The sequence below is a fragment of the Methylobacterium organophilum genome (assembly GCF_022179465.1).
Classification (GTDB): Bacteria; Pseudomonadota; Alphaproteobacteria; order Rhizobiales; family Beijerinckiaceae; genus Methylobacterium; species Methylobacterium organophilum.
Map to the genome: position 1 here is coordinate 123373 of NZ_BPQV01000010.1, position 18596 is coordinate 141968.

General features: G+C 69.2%; 16 protein-coding genes and 1 tRNA gene. 9 read left to right on the top strand and 8 right to left on the bottom strand.

Features of this window, described 5'->3' with window-relative positions; all coding sequences use genetic code 11:
- Positions 1-93: 93 nt before the first annotated feature.
- Positions 94-1485, top strand: a complete 1392-nt coding sequence (locus MFF21_RS24000; RefSeq protein ID WP_276518033.1) for a family 2B encapsulin nanocompartment shell protein — start codon at positions 94-96, stop codon at positions 1483-1485.
- Positions 1472-3490, top strand: coding sequence for a family 2A encapsulin nanocompartment cargo protein cysteine desulfurase (locus tag MFF21_RS16845; RefSeq protein ID WP_238312448.1), 2019 nt, complete (start codon positions 1472-1474; stop codon positions 3488-3490). Before MFF21_RS24000 ends, MFF21_RS16845 begins: the two co-directional genes overlap by 14 nt.
- Positions 3491-3542: 52 nt before the next feature.
- Here MFF21_RS16845 and MFF21_RS16850 read toward each other — a convergent pair whose 3' ends face one another.
- Both MFF21_RS16850 and MFF21_RS16855 read right to left on the bottom strand, forming a co-directional pair.
- On the bottom strand, positions 3543-6773 hold the full coding sequence (locus MFF21_RS16850) for a PAS domain-containing protein (RefSeq protein ID WP_238312449.1): 3231 nt from the start codon (positions 6771-6773) through the stop codon (positions 3543-3545).
- A gap of 104 nt (positions 6774-6877) precedes the next feature.
- The gene (locus MFF21_RS16855; RefSeq protein ID WP_238312450.1) at positions 6878-7204 is read right to left on the bottom strand and encodes a hypothetical protein; all 327 of its coding nucleotides are present in this window, start codon (positions 7202-7204) and stop codon (positions 6878-6880) included.
- 411 nt (positions 7205-7615) lie between these two features.
- On the opposite strand from MFF21_RS16855, the gene MFF21_RS16860 reads away from it, so the two are divergent.
- The 6 genes from MFF21_RS16860 to MFF21_RS16885 all read left to right on the top strand — a co-directional run bounded on the left by MFF21_RS16860 (position 7616) and on the right by MFF21_RS16885 (position 11535).
- Positions 7616-9166, top strand: a complete 1551-nt coding sequence (locus tag MFF21_RS16860; RefSeq protein WP_238312451.1) for a 2-isopropylmalate synthase — start codon at positions 7616-7618, stop codon at positions 9164-9166.
- A 108-nt stretch (positions 9167-9274) separates the two neighbouring features.
- Positions 9275-9350 (top strand) — tRNA-Lys (locus tag MFF21_RS16865).
- Positions 9351-9599: 249 nt separating this feature from the next.
- Entirely contained in the window at positions 9600-9854 is a 255-nt protein-coding gene (locus MFF21_RS16870; protein ID WP_238312452.1) for a hypothetical protein, read from the top strand.
- Between the two features lie 482 nt (positions 9855-10336).
- Positions 10337-10609: a hypothetical protein gene (locus tag MFF21_RS16875; protein WP_238312453.1), complete on the top strand. Its 273-nt coding sequence runs from the start codon at positions 10337-10339 to the stop codon at positions 10607-10609.
- Positions 10610-10773: 164 nt separating this feature from the next.
- Entirely contained in the window at positions 10774-11085 is a 312-nt protein-coding gene (locus MFF21_RS16880) for a hypothetical protein (RefSeq protein ID WP_238312454.1), read from the top strand.
- 123 nt (positions 11086-11208) lie between these two features.
- Positions 11209-11535, top strand: a complete 327-nt coding sequence (locus tag MFF21_RS16885) for a catalase family protein (RefSeq protein ID WP_238312455.1) — start codon at positions 11209-11211, stop codon at positions 11533-11535.
- Positions 11536-11674: 139 nt separating this feature from the next.
- On the opposite strand, the gene MFF21_RS16890 is transcribed toward MFF21_RS16885, so the two are convergent.
- From MFF21_RS16890 to fliL, 6 genes are all read right to left on the bottom strand, one after another.
- Positions 11675-12814, bottom strand: coding sequence for a hypothetical protein (locus MFF21_RS16890; protein ID WP_238312456.1), 1140 nt, complete (start codon positions 12812-12814; stop codon positions 11675-11677).
- Positions 12815-13111: 297 nt separating this feature from the next.
- Positions 13112-14179 (bottom strand): HD-GYP domain-containing protein, encoded by a 1068-nt coding sequence (locus MFF21_RS16895; RefSeq protein WP_238312457.1) that lies wholly within the window; start codon positions 14177-14179, stop codon positions 13112-13114.
- A gap of 328 nt (positions 14180-14507) precedes the next feature.
- Positions 14508-15323 carry a MotE family protein gene (locus tag MFF21_RS16900; protein WP_238312458.1) on the bottom strand — a complete coding sequence of 272 codons (816 nt, stop codon included), beginning with the start codon at positions 15321-15323 and terminating at the stop codon, positions 14508-14510.
- Entirely contained in the window at positions 15320-15796 is a 477-nt protein-coding gene (locus MFF21_RS16905; RefSeq protein WP_238312459.1) for a DUF6468 domain-containing protein, read from the bottom strand. The genes MFF21_RS16900 and MFF21_RS16905 overlap by 4 nt, the downstream gene beginning before the upstream one ends.
- 7 nt (positions 15797-15803) lie before the next feature.
- Positions 15804-17042, bottom strand: coding sequence for a flagellar motor switch protein FliM (fliM, locus tag MFF21_RS16910; RefSeq protein ID WP_238312460.1), 1239 nt, complete (start codon positions 17040-17042; stop codon positions 15804-15806).
- Between the two features lie 15 nt (positions 17043-17057).
- Positions 17058-17567 (bottom strand): flagellar basal body-associated protein FliL, encoded by a 510-nt coding sequence (fliL, locus tag MFF21_RS16915; protein ID WP_238312461.1) that lies wholly within the window; start codon positions 17565-17567, stop codon positions 17058-17060.
- Positions 17568-17849: 282 nt separating this feature from the next.
- Here fliL and flgF point away from each other — a divergent pair, with 282 nt between their 5' ends.
- Positions 17850-18590 carry a flagellar basal-body rod protein FlgF gene (gene flgF, locus MFF21_RS16920; protein ID WP_238312462.1) on the top strand — a complete coding sequence of 247 codons (741 nt, stop codon included), beginning with the start codon at positions 17850-17852 and terminating at the stop codon, positions 18588-18590.
- The last annotated feature ends 6 nt before the right edge of the window (positions 18591-18596 follow it).

The window sequence follows — 18596 nt, forward strand, 5'->3', positions numbered from 1 at the left end:
GCGGCTCCGATACGGGCATGTCGCCGTGTCGAGGGTTTCCGCATGCGTGCCGGCCATGATGACGAATCGAGATCTAAAGGGAGACGACGACAGATGAGTGGACCCGGCCTGAGCGTGAGCGCCTCCGCCGCGCGCAATCTAGCGACTGCGACCGTTACGTCGGTCCAGAACGCGGCCAATACGCCGCGCTGGCTCCTGCGGCTCCTGCCCTTCGTGGATGTCGCTGGCGGTGTGTACCGCGTCAACCGTCGGGCCGTGGTGCTGGCCAAGCCCGGCCGCGTCGATCTCGCCACCGAGGACAAGGGCCGCGCCATCCGTCCCGGCTCGCTCCGCGCCGTGCCGCTGTTCAGCCGCCTGGGCGATGCCGATCTCGCCGCGCTGGCCGGCAAGTTCACCGAGAGCAAGCACAAGGCCGGCGAGACCATCGCCGAGGAGGGCTCCACGGGCCGCAGCCTCGTGGTGGTGGCCGACGGCACCGTCGAGCTGACCCTGTCGGGCCCCTACAAGGGTCGCCTGCGCCAGGGGCTCGCCACCCGCGGCGACTATTTCGGCGACGCCGATCTCCTCGGCGAGACCGGCCCGGCCCCGGCCGTGAAGGCGCTCTCGGCGGTGACGCTGCTCACCCTCGACCGCGCCGCGATCGAGGAGGAGGGCATCCGTTCGCGCATCGGCCAGTATCGCGAGGAGCGTGATCGCCTGAAGGGGCACACCAACTCCCACGGCGAACAGGGCATCGAGCTTCTGGCGGTCCATGCCGGCGAGCCGCGCCTGCCGACCACCTTCGTCGACTACGAGACCGATCCGCGCGAGTATCACCTCTCGACGATCCAGACGATCCTCAACACCCATACCCGCGTGACCGATCTCTACTCCAACGAGATCGACCAGCTCCGCGAGCAGATCCGCCTCACGGTCGACGCCGTGAAGGAGCGGGAGGAGTGGGAGCTCCTGAACAATTCCGAGTTCGGCCTCCTGAACGAGGTCTCCGGCCGCCAGCGCATCCCGACCCGCTCGGGCCCGCCGACCCCGGACGATCTCGACGAGCTGCTGACCTTGGTCTGGAAGAAGCCCGCCTTCTTCGTGGCCCATCCCCGCGCCATCGCCGCCTTCGGCCGCGAGGCCACCCGCCGCGGCGTGCCGCCGGTCGTCGTCCACCTGTTCGGCGCGCCCTTCATCACCTGGCGCGGCGTGCCGCTGGTGCCGAGCGATAAGCTGCCGATCGACATCGATCCGGTCACCGGCGCCCAGACCACCTCGATCCTGCTGCTGCGCGTCGGCGAGGGCGAGCAGGGCGTGGTCGGCCTCCAGAAGACCGGCGTCACCGGCGAGATCGAGCCCGGCCTGTCGGTGCGCTACGCGGGCACCAACGACCACTCCATCGCCTCGCATCTGGTGACCCGCTACTTCTCGGCCGCGGTTCTGGTCGAGGACGCCATCGCCCGCCTCGATAACGTGCTGCTGGGAAACTACCATGACTACGCCTGAGGCGCCGGCGATCGGCCTTCCCACAGGCAGCGCTGGCGACCTCGCTCATGCGGATCTCGTCGGGCGTCTCGCCCGCGAGATCTACGGCCAGGGTCAAGCGGCGAGCGCGCCGTTCCAGCCCCACCTGCCGCAGACGCCCCAGGCCCCGCAGGGCCTGGAGAGCCTCCCCACCGGATCCGGGCAGCCTGCGCTGCCCGGCGCCAATCTCGGCACGCCCTCTGCCCCCTCGGGTGCCCTGCCGGCGGGCTACCAGCCCGACGCCTCGGCGCAGGCGGCCCGCTCCTTCGGTGCGCCGCCGGTCGGCCTGCCGGGCCTGACCGGGCCGTCCTACGCCAATCCCATCGGCGCCACCCCGGCCCCGGCGGGCGCGAACCTGCTCGACGTCTCGGCGATCCCGCCGGTGCATCCCTTTCCGGGCCAGCCGCGGCTGCCCGAGTTCTTCGTGCCGAGCCTGCCGGAGGTCGCGGCCGGGCTCCCGGGCGGTCCCGACCTGCACCGCCAGATCGCGGCCGACCATCCCCGCGCCAACGGCTTCGCCCATGCGCTGGCGCCTCATCTCGTCCCTCTCGACCCCGCGAGGGCCGGCAAGGACGAGGCGCAGGAGAGCTTCGCGCGCACCGGCCGCCTCTCGCGCGCGCCGGAGCCCGCGGGCACGGGCGATTACTACTTCCTGAGCCCGGCCTCGGCACCGACCCGGGGCAAGAAAGCCGCGGCCCAGCCGCGGGTCGAACCCTCCCGCCATGCCGGCCCTGCTCCGCGGGTGACCTCGCACGGGTCCAGCCCGGTCGCCGCGCCCTTCGACGTCGAGCATGTCCGCAAGGACTTCCCGGCGCTCCACCAGAGCGTGAACGGCCATCGCCTCGTCTGGCTCGACAACGCGGCCACGACTCACAAGCCGCAATCGGTCATCGACGCCACGAGCGAGTTCTACGGCCGCCACAACTCGAACATCCACCGGGCCGCGCATACGCTCGCCGCGCGCTCCACGGACCTGTTCGAGGGCGGCCGCGAGAAGACCCGCCGCTTCCTCAACGCCCCGAGCAAGGACGACATCGTCTTCGTGCGCGGCACGACGGAAGGCATCAACCTCGTCGCCAATTCCTACGGGCGGGCCCATATCGGCCCGGGGGACGAGATCATCGTCTCGACGATCGAGCACCACGCCAACATCGTGCCCTGGCAGCTCCTGGCCCAGGCGACCGGCGCGACGATCCGGGTGATCCCGGTGGACGACAACGGCGACATCATCTTCGAGCAGTTCGCCGCGCTTCTCTCGGGCCGCACCAAGATCGTCTCGGTGACGCATGTCGCCAACGCGCTCGGCACGGTGAACCCGGTCCGGGAGATCATCGCCCTGGCCCATGCCTATGGCGTGCCGGTTCTGGTCGATGCCGCGCAGTCCACCCCGCATATCCCGATCGACGTGCAGGCGTTGGATGCCGACTTCGTGGTCTTCTCCGGCCACAAGGTGTTCGGGCCGACGGGCATCGGTGCGCTCTACGGCAAGAAGCACCTACTCGAGGCGATGCCGCCCTGGCAGGGCGGCGGCCACATGATCGAGGACGTGACCTTCTCCAAGACCGTCTACAAGGGCGCTCCGGAGAAGTTCGAGGCGGGCACGCCGGACATCGCCGGGGCGGTCGGCCTGGGCGCGGCCCTCGACTACCTGGAGAGCGTCGGCCTTCCCGGCATCGCGGCCTACGAGCACGATCTGCTCGAATACGCGCAGGCCGGCCTCGCCGAGATCAAGGGCCTGCGCCTCATCGGCACCGCCCGGAACAAGGCGAGCGTGATGTCCTTCGTGATCGACGGGCTCGAGAACGAGACCATCGCCCATCACCTCGACGCCCACGGCATCGCGGTGCGCTCGGGCCATCACTGCGCCCTGCCGGCCCTGCGCCGCTTCGGCGTCGATCAGTCGGTGCGCGCCTCGCTCGCCTTCTACAACAACCGGGACGACGTCGACGTCTTCCTCAGGGCGCTGCAGACCCTGCCGCGGCACTGACGCCGCCGCAGCTTCGACACGGAAGGGCGCCTGCTTCGCGGGCGCCCTTTTGTCAGGCGCCCTCGATCATCTCGCGGATCCGGGCGGCCAGGGCCTCCATGACGAAGGGCTTCGTCATGACCTGCATGCCGGGTTCCAGATGGCCGTTGCCCACGGCGGCGTTCTCCGCATAGCCGGTGATGAAGAGCACCTTCAGCTCCGGCCGCGTCACCCGGGCGGCGTCGGCGACCTGCCGGCCGTTCATTCCGCCGGGCAGCCCGACATCGGTGATGAGCAGGTCGATCCGCAGATCGGATTGCAGCACCTTCAGCCCGGAGGGGCCATCCGCCGCCTCGATGGCCGTGTAGCCGAGATCCTCCAGCACTTCGGTGACGAGCATGCGCACGGTCGGCTCGTCGTCGATGACGAGCACCGCCTCGCCCTGCTGGGCCCGCGGCGCGTCGGAGAGATGCGGGATCCCGTCCTCGGCGCCGACCTCGCCGTAATGGCGGGGCAGGTAGAGGCAGACCGTGGTGCCCTGCCCGAGCTCGGAATAGATCCGCACCTGGCCGCCGGACTGGCGCACGAAGCCGTGGACCATGCTCAGGCCCAGGCCGGTGCCCTGCCCGAGGGGCTTCGTGGTGAAGAACGGGTCGAAGGCCTTGGCGATCACCTCCGGCGCCATGCCGGTGCCGCTGTCGGAGACGCAGAGCGAGAGATACTGCCCGGTGGGCAGGTCGCGCTCTCGGGAGGCCCGGTCGTCGAGCCAGCGGTTGGCGGTCTCGATGGTGATGCGCCCGCCCTCCGGCATGGCGTCCCGGGCGTTGATGCAGAGGTTGAGCAGGGCGTTCTCGAGCTGCGGCGGATCGACCAGCACCGCCCAGAGACCCGGCGCGCCGACCACCTCGACCGTGATGCCCGGGCCGACGCTGCGCCGGATCAGGTCCTCCATGCTGGCCACCAGCCGGTTCACGTCGGTGGGTTTCGGGTCGAGGGTCTGGCGGCGGGAGAAAGCCAGCAGCCGATGCGTCAGCGCCGCCGCCCGCTTGGCCGCGCCCTGCGCCGCCGTCATGTAGCGGTCGATGTCCTTGAGCCGGCCTTGGCTGACGCGGGTCTGCATCAGATCCAGGCTTCCGGAGATGCCGGCGAGCAGGTTGTTGAAGTCGTGGGCGATGCCGCCGGTGAGCTGGCCCACCGCCTCCATCTTCTGCGACTGGCGCAGGGCCTCCTCGGCCTGCCGGAGCCGTTCCTGCTCCCGGATCCGCTCGGTCACGTCGTGGACGAACTGGTAGGCGGCGAGTAGCGTGCCGTCGGGCTCGCGCAGCACGCTGAACTTCATCTCGTAATGGCGCCGCTCGCGGTTCGGATCGCCGAAGCTGGCGATCTCCGTGAATTCCTCGCCCGCGAGCGCGCGGCTCCAGACCGCCTCCACGGCGTCTCGATGCTCCGGCAGGTCGGCGAGAAGGTCGAGCATCGACAGGCCGGCGCTCGGCCGAACCCCGTAGATCTCCTCGAACGCGTCCGCCGCGGCCTTGTTGACTGCGAGCCAGCGGTAATCGGGGGCGACCACCTGCACGAAGGCATCCGTGCCTTCCACGAGGTCGGCGAAGAGCTTGCGCTCGGCGAGCGCCTCCGTGACGCGCCGCTCCAGATTGTCGTTGAGCTGGTGCAGCTCGGTCTCCGCCCGCTTGCGGGCGGTCACGTCCTGGAACAGCACGGCAACCTGCCGCCGGCTCTCCGGCTCGACCCGGAAGGCGGAGAGCTCCAGGTGCCGGCCGGTGGCGACGAGCTCCCGCTCGAAGCGGATCGGCTCGCCGGTGCGCAACACCTTGCCGTAGAGCTCGACCCAGCCGCCGGCCTCGTCGGGCACCATCTCCCGTACTTTCTGGCCGACCACGTCGCTGATGCCGGCATGGGCGGCATAGGCGGGGTTCGCCTCGACATGCACGTAGTCGCTCAGCGGCCCATGCGGGCCGTCGAGGAATTCGATGATGCAGAAGCCCTGGTCGATCGAATTGAACAGCGTGCGGTAGCGCGCCTCGCTGTCGGCCAGTGCCGAGGCGACGCGCATGGCTTCCGTGATGTCGTAGCCGCCGACGAAGATGCCGATCACGTCGCCCGCATCGTCGCGGATCGGCTCGTAGAGCAGGTCGATGTAGCGCGGGGACGCGTCGCCGCTGAGGCTGACCGGCATGCCCCGGGCCGTGTAGCGCTCGCCGCTGGCATAGACCTGGTCGAGCAGCTCGAAGAAGCCCTGCCCCTCGAGCTCGGGGAAGACCGCGCGCACGGAGCGGCCGATGAAGTCGCGCTGCCCGGCGACGGCGAGATAGGCGTCGTTGACGTAGTCGAAGACGTGGTCGGGGCCGGCGAGCAGGGCCGCAAAGCCCGGCATCTGCTGCAGGCTGAGACGCTGGCGCTCGACCTCCTTGAGCAGACGGCGTTCCGCCTGCTGACGCTCGGTCTCGTTGCGGGCGACCTTGATGAAGCCGCGCTCGCGGCCCTGCGCGTCCTGCGGCAGCGGATGGACCGAGCCCGTCACGTAGACCTGCGCGCCGGACTTCGTGACATACCAGCGCGCCGCATCCGCCTTCCCGTCCCGGGCGGCGGTGGCGAGCTCGCGCACGTCGGCGCCCTTCGCCCGATCCTCCGGCGTGAACAGGATGGCGCAGGGCTGGCCGATCGCCTCCTCCGCGCGCCAGCCGAAGGCCTCCAGCGCCCCGGCGGACCAGCTCGTGATGATGCCGCCGGGATCGGTGGTCAGGATGGCGTGGTCCTTCGCGCCTTCCACGACGAGGCGCAGGCGCTCCTCGCTCTCGCGCAGGGCCGCATCGCCGAGCACCCGGGCCGTCGTCTCGTTGGTGAAGATGAACAGGCCGGCAATGGCGCCCGCGGCATCGAGGATGCGGGAATAGGAGAAGGTCCACCAGGTGTCGGCGGCGCCGCGATCGGTGTCGAGCTTCCAGGGCAGGTCGACGAAGCGCCGGCTGCGCCCGGCGAAGGCCTCGTCGATGATCGGCTTGGCCTGGTCCCAGCCATCGGCCCAGACGCGGTCGAAGCGCTCGCCCATGGCCCAGGAGATCCGCGGCCCGAGCAGTGGGATGTAGGTGTCGTTGAAGAAGAAGTGCAGCTCCGGGCCCCAGGCCAGGATCATGCTCTCCGGCGAGTTGAGGACCAGGGAGAGCGCGACGCGCAGGCCCTCGGGCCAGGATTCGGGCGACCCGAGGGGATGATCGGTCCAGTCGCGCTCGCGGATCAGCCGTGCGGCCTCGCCGCCCCCGGCCAGGAAGGCAAGGGCGTCGTTCACGGAGCGTCGTGTCCCGCGGGCGGGAGGGCGGTCGCGGCGTCCTCGGTCATGGTCTCCCCATAACGACAGGGGAGCACAACCGACAAGCGAAGCGTGCGCTCGATCTACCGGTAGCCGTAGCGGGCCTTGGCGGCGGCGTGCAGGTGCAGGGCCTCCGCCGAGCGGCCGGCGGCGCAGGCCGCGGCGGCGGCGTCGAGATCGGCATCGAAGCGCTTGGCGACCGGATCGTTCAGATTGCCGGTGGCGAGGTCGCTGGCGACGATCGCCTTGGTGCGGGCGATGGTGGGCGCGCAGCCGCTCCCCTCCGGCGGAAGCGGGGGCACCGCCGGCATCGCGGCGGCGATGGGCGCGGGCGGCGGTGCGCTGGACTGGCAGGCACAGAGCGGCACGGCGAGCAGGACGGCGAGAAGGCCCGGGCGGAATGGCGGCACGGCGGTTTTCCCAGCGCGTTGGAGCGGTGATCGGGACAAACGGCGAAGCTTGTCTCCGGCGGCGTTCTGCGCCCGGCGGCCCGGGCCGGTCAATCGATCGTCGCCGACTTGTCACAGGCAGGGCGCGTCGGTAGATAAATCCCCGAATCCGGGTCCGCGCTTGGCGGCCCGACGAGAAGAGGACGAGCCGTGGCCTGTGCCGGCTCAGCGCTGACGACGGGAGGCGCCGCTTTCGCGGTCGCGTCCGCGTGCGCGCCTCTGACCCTCGCCCGCCTTCTCCTTAGCCGCCCCTGAGGGCCGTCCGGGCATGTGCCTGGGCTCTCAGGGGATGTCGTCTCGCAGCCACCGATCCCAAGGGTTCGGCGCCGCTCCGTGACCGTCGAGCGCGCCGTGAGAAGGAAGACGAGAGTTATGAGCACCACCAAGGACCGCGTCGTCATCTTCGACACGACGCTGCGCGACGGCGAGCAATGCCCGGGCGCCACCATGACCCTCGACGAGAAGCTGGCCGTGGCCGAGCTGCTCGACACGATGGGCGTCGACATCATTGAGGCCGGCTTCCCCATCGCCTCGAACGGCGATTTCGAGGCCGTGGCCGAGATCGCCCGGCGCACCAAGCGCGCCACCGTGGCGGGCTTGGCCCGCGCCATCCCCGCCGACATCGCCCGCGCCGGCGAGGCCGTGCGGCAGGCCCAGCGCGGCCGCATCCACACCTTTGTCTCGACCTCGGCGATCCACCTCGCCCACCAGATGCGCAAGACGCAGGACGAGGTGATCGAGATCATCCACAAGACCGTGACCCAGGCCCGCGACCTCGTCGAGGACGTGGAATGGTCGGCCATGGACGCGACCCGCACGGACATCGACTACCTGTGCCGCTGCGTCGAGGCGGCGATCACATGCGGTGCCACCACCATCAATCTGCCCGATACGGTGGGCTACGCCACGCCGGACGAGTATCGCGCCATGTTCCGGCAGGTGCGCGAGCGCGTGCCGAACGCGGACAAGGCCGTGTTCTCGGTCCATTGCCACAACGACCTCGGCCTCGCGATCGCCAACTCCCTGGCCGGCGTCGAGGGCGGCGCCCGGCAGGTCGAGTGCACCATCAACGGCATCGGCGAGCGGGCGGGCAACGCGGCCCTGGAAGAGATCGTGATGGCGATCCGCACCCGCGCGGACGTGATGCCCTTCGAGACCGGCATCGACACCACGATGCTGACCCGCGCCTCGAAGCTCGTCTCCCACGCGACGAATTTCCCGGTGCAGTACAACAAGGCCATCGTCGGCCGGAACGCCTTCGCCCACGAGAGCGGCATCCATCAGGACGGCATGCTCAAGCATTCCGAGACCTACGAGATCATGACCCCGGCCTCGGTCGGGCTCACCAAGACCTCTCTGGTGATGGGCAAGCATTCGGGCCGGGCCGCCTTCCGCACCAAGCTGACGGAGCTGGGCTTGAACCTCGCCGAGAACCAGTTCCAGGACGTGTTCGAGCGCTTCAAGGCGTTGGCCGACCGCAAGAAGCACGTCTACGACGAGGATATCGAGGCGCTGGTGGACGAGAATCTCGCCACCGCCCACGACCGCATCCGTCTGGTCTCGCTCTCGGTGATCGCCGGAACCCGCGGCCCGCAGCGCGCCACCCTGAAGATCGAGATGGACGGCCGCTTCTTCACCGAGGAGGCCGACGGCAACGGGCCGGTCGACGCGGTGTTCAACGCCATCCACGCGCTGGTGCCCCACGAGGCCAAGCTCGAGCTCTATCAGGTCCACGCCGTCACCGAGGGCACCGACGCCCAGGCCGAGGTCTCCGTGCGCCTGAAGGCAGGCGAGCGCTCCATGACCGCCCGCGGTGCCGATCCGGACACCCTGGTCGCCTCGGCCAAGGCCTATCTCTCGGCGCTCAACAAGCTGTCGGCCACCAGCGTCCGCCTGCATGCCCAGCATGCGGCGGCCGAATAGCCGACGAAAATCATGCCGGCGGGGGTGGACAGCCCCCGCCGGCATTGGTATCAGCCGCCTCGTTCCGGGGCGGACTGGTGGCCACCCCGGCATCGCCGAAAAGGCGATGGGCGCATAGCTCAGTTGGTAGAGCAGCTGACTCTTAATCAGCGGGTCCTAGGTTCGAACCCTAGTGCGCCCACCAATCATCCAAGATATACTGACTCCCTGCTGCCGTTCTTCCGATGAACGGCGTGAGGTTGCTGGCGAAGCAGCCTTCGGCCCTTCGCGTGGCGGCGCATCTTCCCGACTTTCGGACGACCCGACCGGTTTCCGGCGAACCGTCGCAGGGCAGCCTCCGACGGCGCTCGACAAGCGCGCGGTGGCAGGCCAATGGACGGCGGCCAATATGGGGAGAGACAAGGTGGCGGGCGAGATACGATCCGGTTTGCCGATGCTCCGGCCGGACCCGGCCGGCGAAGTCGCGGCGCTGCGCGCCAAGCTTGCTCTCGCCCAACAGCGCGAGGAGGCGGTGCGCATGGTGCTGCGTGCCCTGGTCGCCAGCCTGCGCCCCCTCGGGTTCAACCGGCGCAAGTTCCTGCGCTGCGTGCGCGAGGAGGGACAGGACACGCCGAACGAGGGGCCGGAGGCGATCCGCCACACGATTCTGCTTCAGGAAGCGCGGCGCGTGATTCGCGAGGCGCCGTGACCGTCCCGCCGGTCGTGGCTTCTTCTCAGGAAGGCTGCCCTTCGCCGCGCCAGGGGCGGACCCTGCCGGCGGGACGGTTCAGGCTCGTCTGCGCGGCTCTGCTTCCCCTGGCCCTCACCTCGCCGGCTCAAGCGGCTCCCTTTGACGATCTGAAAGACGCCCTCGCCTCCTGCCTGCGCTTCGAGAGGGAGGGGGCAAGGCCGACGCGGGCCTCGCCGGCGGTCCTGCTCCGGCGTTGCGCACCGGAGGTGGAGCGCTTGGAGCGGGCGGATCCCCGTCGCCTGCGCGGCGACCGCGGGCTCAGCCCTTCGACCCGGAGCGTGATCGAGTCCGTTCTCGGACGCGGCGATCGCTCGGTTCGGGAGCGTCGCTGACAGCGCGCTCTTGAAGGCCTGGCCTCTGAATGCGCCCGGAGCGCCCGGACCGAACTATCGACCGTGCCTGGGGTTGTCGAAGTCCACGACACAGGAGGACGACACGCCATGCGCATCACGATCCTGACGCTCGCTGCCGCATTCAGCCTCGGCCTCACGGGCAGCGCCCTCGCTCAGAGCACGACCGCCCCGGCGGGAACCGAGCACAACCTGAACAATCCCGGCAGCGTGAAGAGCCATTCCGAAAAGGGCCTCGAGCGGACGGGCGCTCCCCACGCCGGCGCTCCGGCCGGAAACCCGAGCCAGGATACGACCGGGTCCGTTGGCCATCCCAAGAGCACCAACAGCAACGGCGCCACCTCCGCTCCGGCGGCCCGCTGACCCTGGCGGCGCGGGAGGGCCAAACCTCCCCTCCCTCGCTTCACGCGGCAAAGCATGGCGCAGGCGTATAGCGTCGATGATATTTGTCACAGGTCGCAATGAAGGAATGAACAATCTCTGAATCCTGGAGTTGTTTGGGGGAAACCTCTAAGGATGGAGAAGATATGCGTAACGGAACCATTGCGATTGCTGCCGCACTGACCTTGTCGCTCTCGGGGGTAGCCTTCGCTCAGACGGCGGCCGGGGGCGGCAGCGCCACCGGCAACATGAACAATCCCGGAAGTGTGAAGAGCAATTCCGAGAAGAGCATGGAACGCACGACCGGATCGGCGACCGGCGACGCCACGGGCTCGATCGGCCGGGGCACCGGAACCGGTGTGAATCCCTCGGTGGGCGGCGCGGCCGGCGCCAATGCCGGCGGCAACATGGGCAATAGCGGGTCCGATGCCGGCGGTGGCGGCGCCGCTGGCCGCTGAATCATCCAAACCGTCGAGACGGAGAGGGTCGGGCCATTGCCCGGCCCTTTTCGTTTGTCCCGCGGGGACTCGTCCGGCATCCGCCTCCACCTCTCGGAGCCGCGGACCTGCAGGACGGGAGGTGTGTTCGAGATCCGCGTCCAGCTTGGCCTGGATCTCGACACGATGCCGATCGAGGACGCCTCGCAATCCTGGGACGAGGAGGTGAGCCCCTACCGAACGACAGCCCGCCTCGTCCTGCTGCCGCAGGACGGCCTCGCGGAAGCGAAGCGGACCTTCGCCGACGACGTTCTCTCGTTCTGGGCCGCCCAAAGCCTTGCCGCACGCCAACCTTCGGGTTCGCTGATGTCGGCGCCGCTGAAGACCTATCAGGCGCTCTCGCGGTTCCGGCATGCGCGCAATCAGGTGGCCAAGGTCGAGCCCCGTTCCGTGAGCGATGTGCCGGCCTGATCTGGGCTTCGTCTCGGCCTGTGCGACGGTGGCGATGTTCTTCGAAGACCAAGCGCATCCCGCGTGACCCGGCGCGGAGCGACATGAAAAAAGAGGGGCCCTGGAGCCCCTCTTCGGTTTGGTTCGCTGTGTGTCGACTTCAGTTGCCGCGGCCGCCCATGCTGCCGCCCTGCTTGCCGCCGTCGGCGGAGTTCGTGGAGCCGGTGGTGTCGCCGCGGCCCATCGTGCCGCTGCCGGCCTCACCGCCCATGCGACCGCTGCCGGACCGCTCACCTGCGTTGCGCAGGCCCGCACCGCTCCCGTCGCGGGCACCGGTGTTGCGGATGTTGCCGCGATCCTCGCCGCCCTTCATGCCGGCATCGCGCACGCTGCCGCGTTCGGTCGACTCGCGGCTGCCGCGCTCGGTTGTCGTGTTCCGCTCAGCATGGGAGCGATCCTGGCGGAAACCGCCCCGCTCGCTGACACGGGATTCCGAGCGGCTCGACACGCCGACGCTGGCTCGCTCGTAACCCCCGCCGCGGCCCGACACGGTGGTGCGGCTCTCGACGGTGGTCAGGCGGCGATATTCCGGCGAGCCGTAGAGCACGCGCTGGCCGCGGATGGTGACGTAGCGCTCGCGGGAGCCACCCGAACGCTCGGACACGACCAGCCGGCGGTATTCCGGCGAACCGTAGATCACCCGCTGGCCGCGGATCGTCACGTAGCGCACCCGCGGGCCGTGCCGGTGCTCGACGATGAGGCGGCGATATTCCGGCGATCCGTAGACCACCCGCTGACCGCCGATGAAGACGAAACGCCCTTCGCGGCGGAAACCACCCTCGACGCGGCTGGAGCGGCTGGTGCTGACGCTGCGGCGATCCTCGCTGAAGCGGTCCCGCTGCTCGCCGCGGAACGAGTCGCGGCCTTCGCCACGACCGGCGCGGTCGGCCTGCCGATCCCTATCGCCCATCCCGCCGTGGCGGCCCTCACGGTCCAGCCCGGCATTGCGACCCTCGCTGCCCCGGGCATCCCCGGCGGAGGAGCCGCGGCCCTCGCGGCCCATGCCCGTCTGCCGGTCGCCAGCCTCGCCGCCGGCCGCACGGCCGCCCGAACGCGACTCGGCGCCGAGGCCTGCTTGTCCGCCGGTCCTGCCGCCGGCTTCGCTGCCGCGCTGGGACGCGCCCGCCTCGGACGTCGCCCTGCCCGAGGCCCCCGCCGCGGCACCCGCACCGCCCTGCTGCTGCGCGTACACGGAGGTGCTCAGCAGAAGAGCCGCCAATCCGATCGCATACTTTTTCATGGACCCGTTCTCCGAGAAAGATTTCCAGGGTTCTGCGCCTTGGAACGCCGATCTCGGCAGAAGGGTTCGGCGGAATTTTTGGATTTTTAACGAGTAACGCAACGGCAAAGCTTCGACGGAGCCTTGTCGCGCACGATTCAATGCTGTGCGAGATTGTGCTGCGCCGCGAAAACCTGTCGGCGCATGTCTCTCGGTGCATGCCTCTCGGTGCATGTCTTGGGGTCGCGCCCGAGCGCGTCTCTGCAGGCCTTCCATTCCGGCGAGGTTTCTGGCTGGCCTCGACTTCGACGCGGCGCGTTAGGCGACCAGCCGTTCGTGCGAGACCACGGCCTCTCCGAACGCCACCACCAGGCTCTGCTCGATCTTGCCGCGCATGCTTTCGAGGATGTGCATGGCTTCGGGGGACGACAGCGGCTTCTTGTAGGGCCGTCGCTCGATCAGGGCCGCGTAGATGTCGCAGATTGTCAGGAGGCGGATCGGATCGCTGATCGCGTTGCCGCTGAGGCTGTCGGGATAGCCCGACCCGTCGAGAAGCTCGTGATGGTGGCGGGCGACGGCGAGGGTCACGGGATCACAATCGCCGGAGGCCGCGAGAATGTCGTAGCCGAGGGGGGCATGGGTCTGCATCACGGCCCGTTCGTCGTCATCGAGCTTGCCCGGTTTGTTGAGGATCTCGAGGGGGATCTTCGACTTGCCGACGTCGTGTACGAGGGCCGCCCGCGTCAGCAGCCGCTGGTCGGCTTTCGACAGGCCGAGATTGCACGCGAAGGTCGCGGTCAGACCCGAGACGAGCAGGCAATGCTGGAACGTGACGTCGTCATGCGCCCAGACGTCGTCGAGCCAGCGGGCCAGACCGCCCTCCTTGATCGCGGTCAGGACGGGGTCGATGCCCCGCTCGACCGTCTCCATGGCGACGGCGCCGCGCTCCGCCCCCTTGAACAGCGCCGTCATCACCGAGCCGGTGCGGGCGACCTCCCGGGTGACGATGATGTCGGCAATGGTCTTGCCGGGGCTGATCTGGTGGACCAGCGCGTTCACGACGGATTTGGGATCCGAATAGGCCGGCATGCAGGCCGTGGCGCCGAGGCTCTGTGCCTCGCGCAGAAGCGACTGGTCGTTGCCGCGGGTCAGGAAGATCAGGGGCAGCGGGGGCTTGCCCCGGCGGCTGGCGGCGAGGGCGCGCAGGCAGCTCCTCGTCTGCGGACGCGACAGCGTCACATCGGCGATGACGCCGGCGCAGTGCTCTTGGGGCCAGGAGACATCGAGTCCGACCACGCGGCAATCGGCGACCATCTTCGCCACCTCGACAAGCTCATGGCTGCGGTCGAGCCTGTCTGTGAGAACGGTGACGGCGCGGTTGAGCATGGTCGGCGCAGGCCTCGTTCCCGCACAACTAGAATTTGCCGAACACCCAGCTCCGCGCACGACAGGCTGGCACCTCCCCGATGTGCCACCGTACGCAAAACAGTTTCCAGCGCGGGGACACTTTTAGGCCCCGCTCGTAAAAAGTTTGGAAAGACACGTGCTTAGATTCGGCGTATTCGGAGCCTCTAAGTTGGTCTTTTTGCATTTGGATGGGACGCCGGCATTACAACTTCGGCGAGAGCATCACATGCGGGAATCGATAGACCAACCGATCTCTTGAACCGCACAATTTATCTCATATTGAGATCGTAGCGGAGCAAATACAACTTCAGCGGGAATTTGCGGTCGGATCAATCGCGGGTAGTTCGTTCGGCGGTAAACCGGCGGCTGTCTGGCCCGTTTGCGGTGCGTCGACGCCGCGGGCGCGGTTGGCGAGCGCCACCGTCAGCTTCTCCGCCGGTTCCGGCTGCATCACGGCCAGCACCTCGGCCATCTTGCGCGGGTTCATGGCGAGCACGATCGGCACCAGGACGTCGAGGCGGAGCCGGTCGAAGACGCGCGCCGCGTCCTTCGGCTTCATCGTCTCGTACATCGTGACGATGCCCTTGAGGGCCACGCGCTCCGCTTCGAGTTTCTTCGTGCCTCCGACATCCATCTTGTCTTCGGATTGCCTGAGGTCGGCCACACCGGTCTCGAGCTTCTTCTCGGCCTCGTTGAGGAGCTGCTCGCGCAGGTCGAGACTGTCGGAGCGCTGCTTGAGCGCGTCGCGGCGGGCGCTGAGCTTCTCGAGGAGAACCTTCTCGCTGGGGGAGACCGGTTCGGGCACCTTCGGCTGGTAGACCGGCGGTTCCGCGGGCTTCTCCTCCGTCTTCTCCGGGGCGCTGCCATGCCCGACCGAGCCGGTGGTGGCGGGATCCGGCGGCTCGTAGCCGGTGCGGGGGCTGGCGAGCGCCCGGGCGAAGTCGGGCAGCGGCGCTCCGGGCGCCGGTGCGCTGGTCACCTGGAGAAGGGCGGCGAGCTTCAGCACGAGCAGCCCGCCGGCCGCCAGCGCCACGGCATCGATGAGGCGCAGCTGCAGGGGGCGCGCCGGAAGCTTGGCCAGGCGCACGAGTGGGCGGATCGGGCGGCGCGTCGGCGCGCTCATGCGGCCCTGGCCCGGAGCCGGTCGAGGGCGCGCTCGGACAGGGCCTGGGCGGCGGCGAGCGCCGCGCCGAGACGCTCGCCATTGCCGGCGGCCTCGGGCATCGGCTCGACCACGCGGGCCGGCGCCGCCTCGGCCGCGGAGGCTGCGCGGGCATTGGCGACGATCGCGCCGATGCGGGCCACGACCTGCTCCCCCGCCCGGACCTGGGCGGCGAGCTCCGCCGAGCCGCGCTCGGCGGCGGCGAGGCGCTCCGCGAGGGTGCGGTCGCAGTCGTCGAGGGTGGCGCGCAGGCCCGTGATCGCCCGCTCGGCGGTGGCCGAGGCGACCACGAGGTCGCCGATGGTCTGGCGCATGGCGGCCTCGTCCGCCTTCAGGGTGGTGATGCGCCGCGACAGCTTCAGCGAGGTGGCGATCGTCGCCACGAGAAGGATCGCCACGAGAATGTCGGCGGCGAGAGAGACGAAGAGCGTCACGGCCGCATCACCCGTCGTTGCGGTTGTTCATGGAGGCCTCGTAGGCCTGGAGCGTGGTGCGCGACTGACGCAGGGGCCGGGCGATCTGCACGGCGATGGCGTCGTCGATCCGGCCGATCCGTCCCTGGGTGAGCGCCCAGTCGCCGCAGCGCACGGCGATCAGATCGGACGGCTTCTTGTCGAACATCAGCGTATCGCCGACCTTGAGGTTGAGCACGCGCTTCAGGGGCAGCGTCATCTCGTGGAGCACCGCCTCCATCTCGACATCCGCCTGCCAGAGCTCGGTGGCGAGGTGCCCCTCCCAGACCGGATCGCGCCCGAGCTTCTCGCCCATGAAGCTCTGCATGAGCAGATCGCGGATCGGCTCGATGGTCGCGTAGGGGAACAGGATCTGCAGGCCGCCGCCGCGGCCGTCCATGTCGAGCTTGAGGCTGATCAGGATCGCCGCATTGGCCGGCCGGGTGATGGTGGCGAAGCGGGGGTTCGTCTCGATGCGGTCGATGCCGAAGCGCACCGGCGAGAGCGGCTGGAAGGACTGCTCCAGGTCGGTGAGGATGATCTCGATGAGGCGGCGCACCAGCGTCATCTCGATCGAGGTGAAGGGACGGCCGTCGAGGCGGGTCGAGGCGCCGCCGCGTTTGCCTCCGAGCAGCAGGTCGAGGGTCGAGTAGGCGAGCGTCTGCTCGACGGCGACGAGGCCGGAATTCTCCCAGGCATCCGCCTTGAACACCCCGAGCAGGGTGGGGAGCGGGATCGCGTTGAGGTAGTCGCCGAACCGGACCGAGGTGATGTTGTCGAGGGTCACCTCGACGTTGTCCTGGAAGAAGTTGCGCAGGGAGGTCGACAGCAACCGGATCATCCGGTCGAAGACGATCTCCAGCATCGGCAGGCGTTCGTACTGGACGACGCCCGAATCGACGATGGCGCGCACGCCCCCCGCCCCGGAGGCGGAGAGCTCGCGCAGGGAGAAGCCCAGGACCGCGTCGATTTCCTCCTGGTTGAGGATGCGGTCGTTGCCGGCGAGCTCGGGGAGGTTCTCCGTCTCCCCGTCCTCGATCATCGTCGCCCATTCGGCGGCGACGTCGCCCGTGTTGTTGGTGGTGCCCTGCTCGGCGAGCGCGGCGCCCCATTCCTCGGCGAGCGAGGCATCGCCGCCCGCGCCCTGCTCCATCAGGGCAGCGGCCCAATCGTCCTCGTCCGCGCCGCCTGCGGCGCCGGACTGGAGATCGTCGTCGGGTCCGGCCATGGGTCGCTCCCGCCCCTACTGAACCGCGACGTCCTTGAAGAGCACCGCCTCGGCCTTGGCCGGGTGGATCGCGACGTTCACCCGCCGCAACAGCTCCTCGCGCAGGCGATAGAGGCCGGCCGACCCGGCGAGGTCGCTCGGACGCAATTCGCGCATGTAGGTCTGGAAGGCGTCCTCGACGCGCGGGAGCAGCGGCGACACCTCCTGCTCGACCTTGGCGTCCTTGAGTTCGAGGGCGACGCGGAGCTTGAGCAAGCCGCCCTTCTGCTGGCCCGGCTCCGGGCTCAGATTCACGATCATGTCGCGGACGTCGAGGAAGACCGCCGGCTTCTTTTCCTCGACGGCGGCATGGGCGCCGTGCTCGCCGCCCTCCCCGCCGCCATGGCCCTTCATCATGAAGAAGCCGCCGCCTCCGAGGAGGAGCAGGCCGACCACCGCGCCGATGATGAGTTTCTTCTTGGACTTCGGGGCGTCCTCGCCGGCTTCGCCTTCGGCCTCCGGTGCCTTCTGCGGCTTCTTGGCCATGATCCGAGCGTCCCGGTCCTACGCGCACGTCCAGCGATGTCGGCCCCGCCTGCCCGAGCGGGCAAGGGGCGACCTTCGCCTTATCGGCCAACGTGGTTAACGTGTGATTAAGGCGGCAGATTCTGCCGGGTCGAACCTGCCGATGGACCATCGCGCCCGGCCCGGGAAAACGAAGGATTTTTAGACTAAATATATGAAATAAATGCGTAAAATTTTATGTCTCGCTCTGGCACGTTGCCTGCGGTGCTGTCCGCGAACGACGTCCCTTGTCCGAGGCCGCCCATGCAGAACGCGCTCTTCGTCGGAACCTCCGCCCAGGTCGCCCTGGCGCGCGAGCTCGACGTCATCGCTAACAACATGGCCAACGTCTCGACCACCGGCTTCAAGGCCCGCAGCGCCCGCTTCGAGGAATTCCTGAGCCCGACCGCCCGGGCCGACAGCTTCCCCATGCCCGACCGCCGGGTCTCTTACGTGATGGATACTGGCACGCCCCTTGACCTCTCGCAGGGGCCGATCGAGCCGGACGGCAACCCGCTGCACGTGGCGGTGAAGGGCGATGCCTTCCTGGTCGTGCAGACCAAGGACGGCACCCGCTACACCCGCAACGGCGCCCTGGAGATCGACGCCAAGGGCAACCTCGTCAATTCGGACGGCAACATCGTCCAGGGCGACAACGGCCCGATCGCCATCGGCCAGCAGGAGACGGGCATCGCCATCGCGCCGGACGGCACGATCTCGACGAATTTCGGGGTGCGCGGGCGCCTGCGCATGGTCCGCTTCCCCAACCCGCAGGCCCTGCGGAACGAAGGCGGCAACACCTATTCCTCCACCGCCCAGCCGCAGCCGGCGGGGCTCGAGGGGCGCCTGGAGACCGGCGCCCTGGAGCGCTCCAACGTGCGCCCGGTCATCGAGATGACCCGGCTCATGGACGTGAACCGCAGCTACGCGATGGTCTCGAACACGATCTCGCGCCTCGACGACCTGCGCGGCACGGCGATCCGTCGCCTCGCCGACGTCGCCTGACAAGGA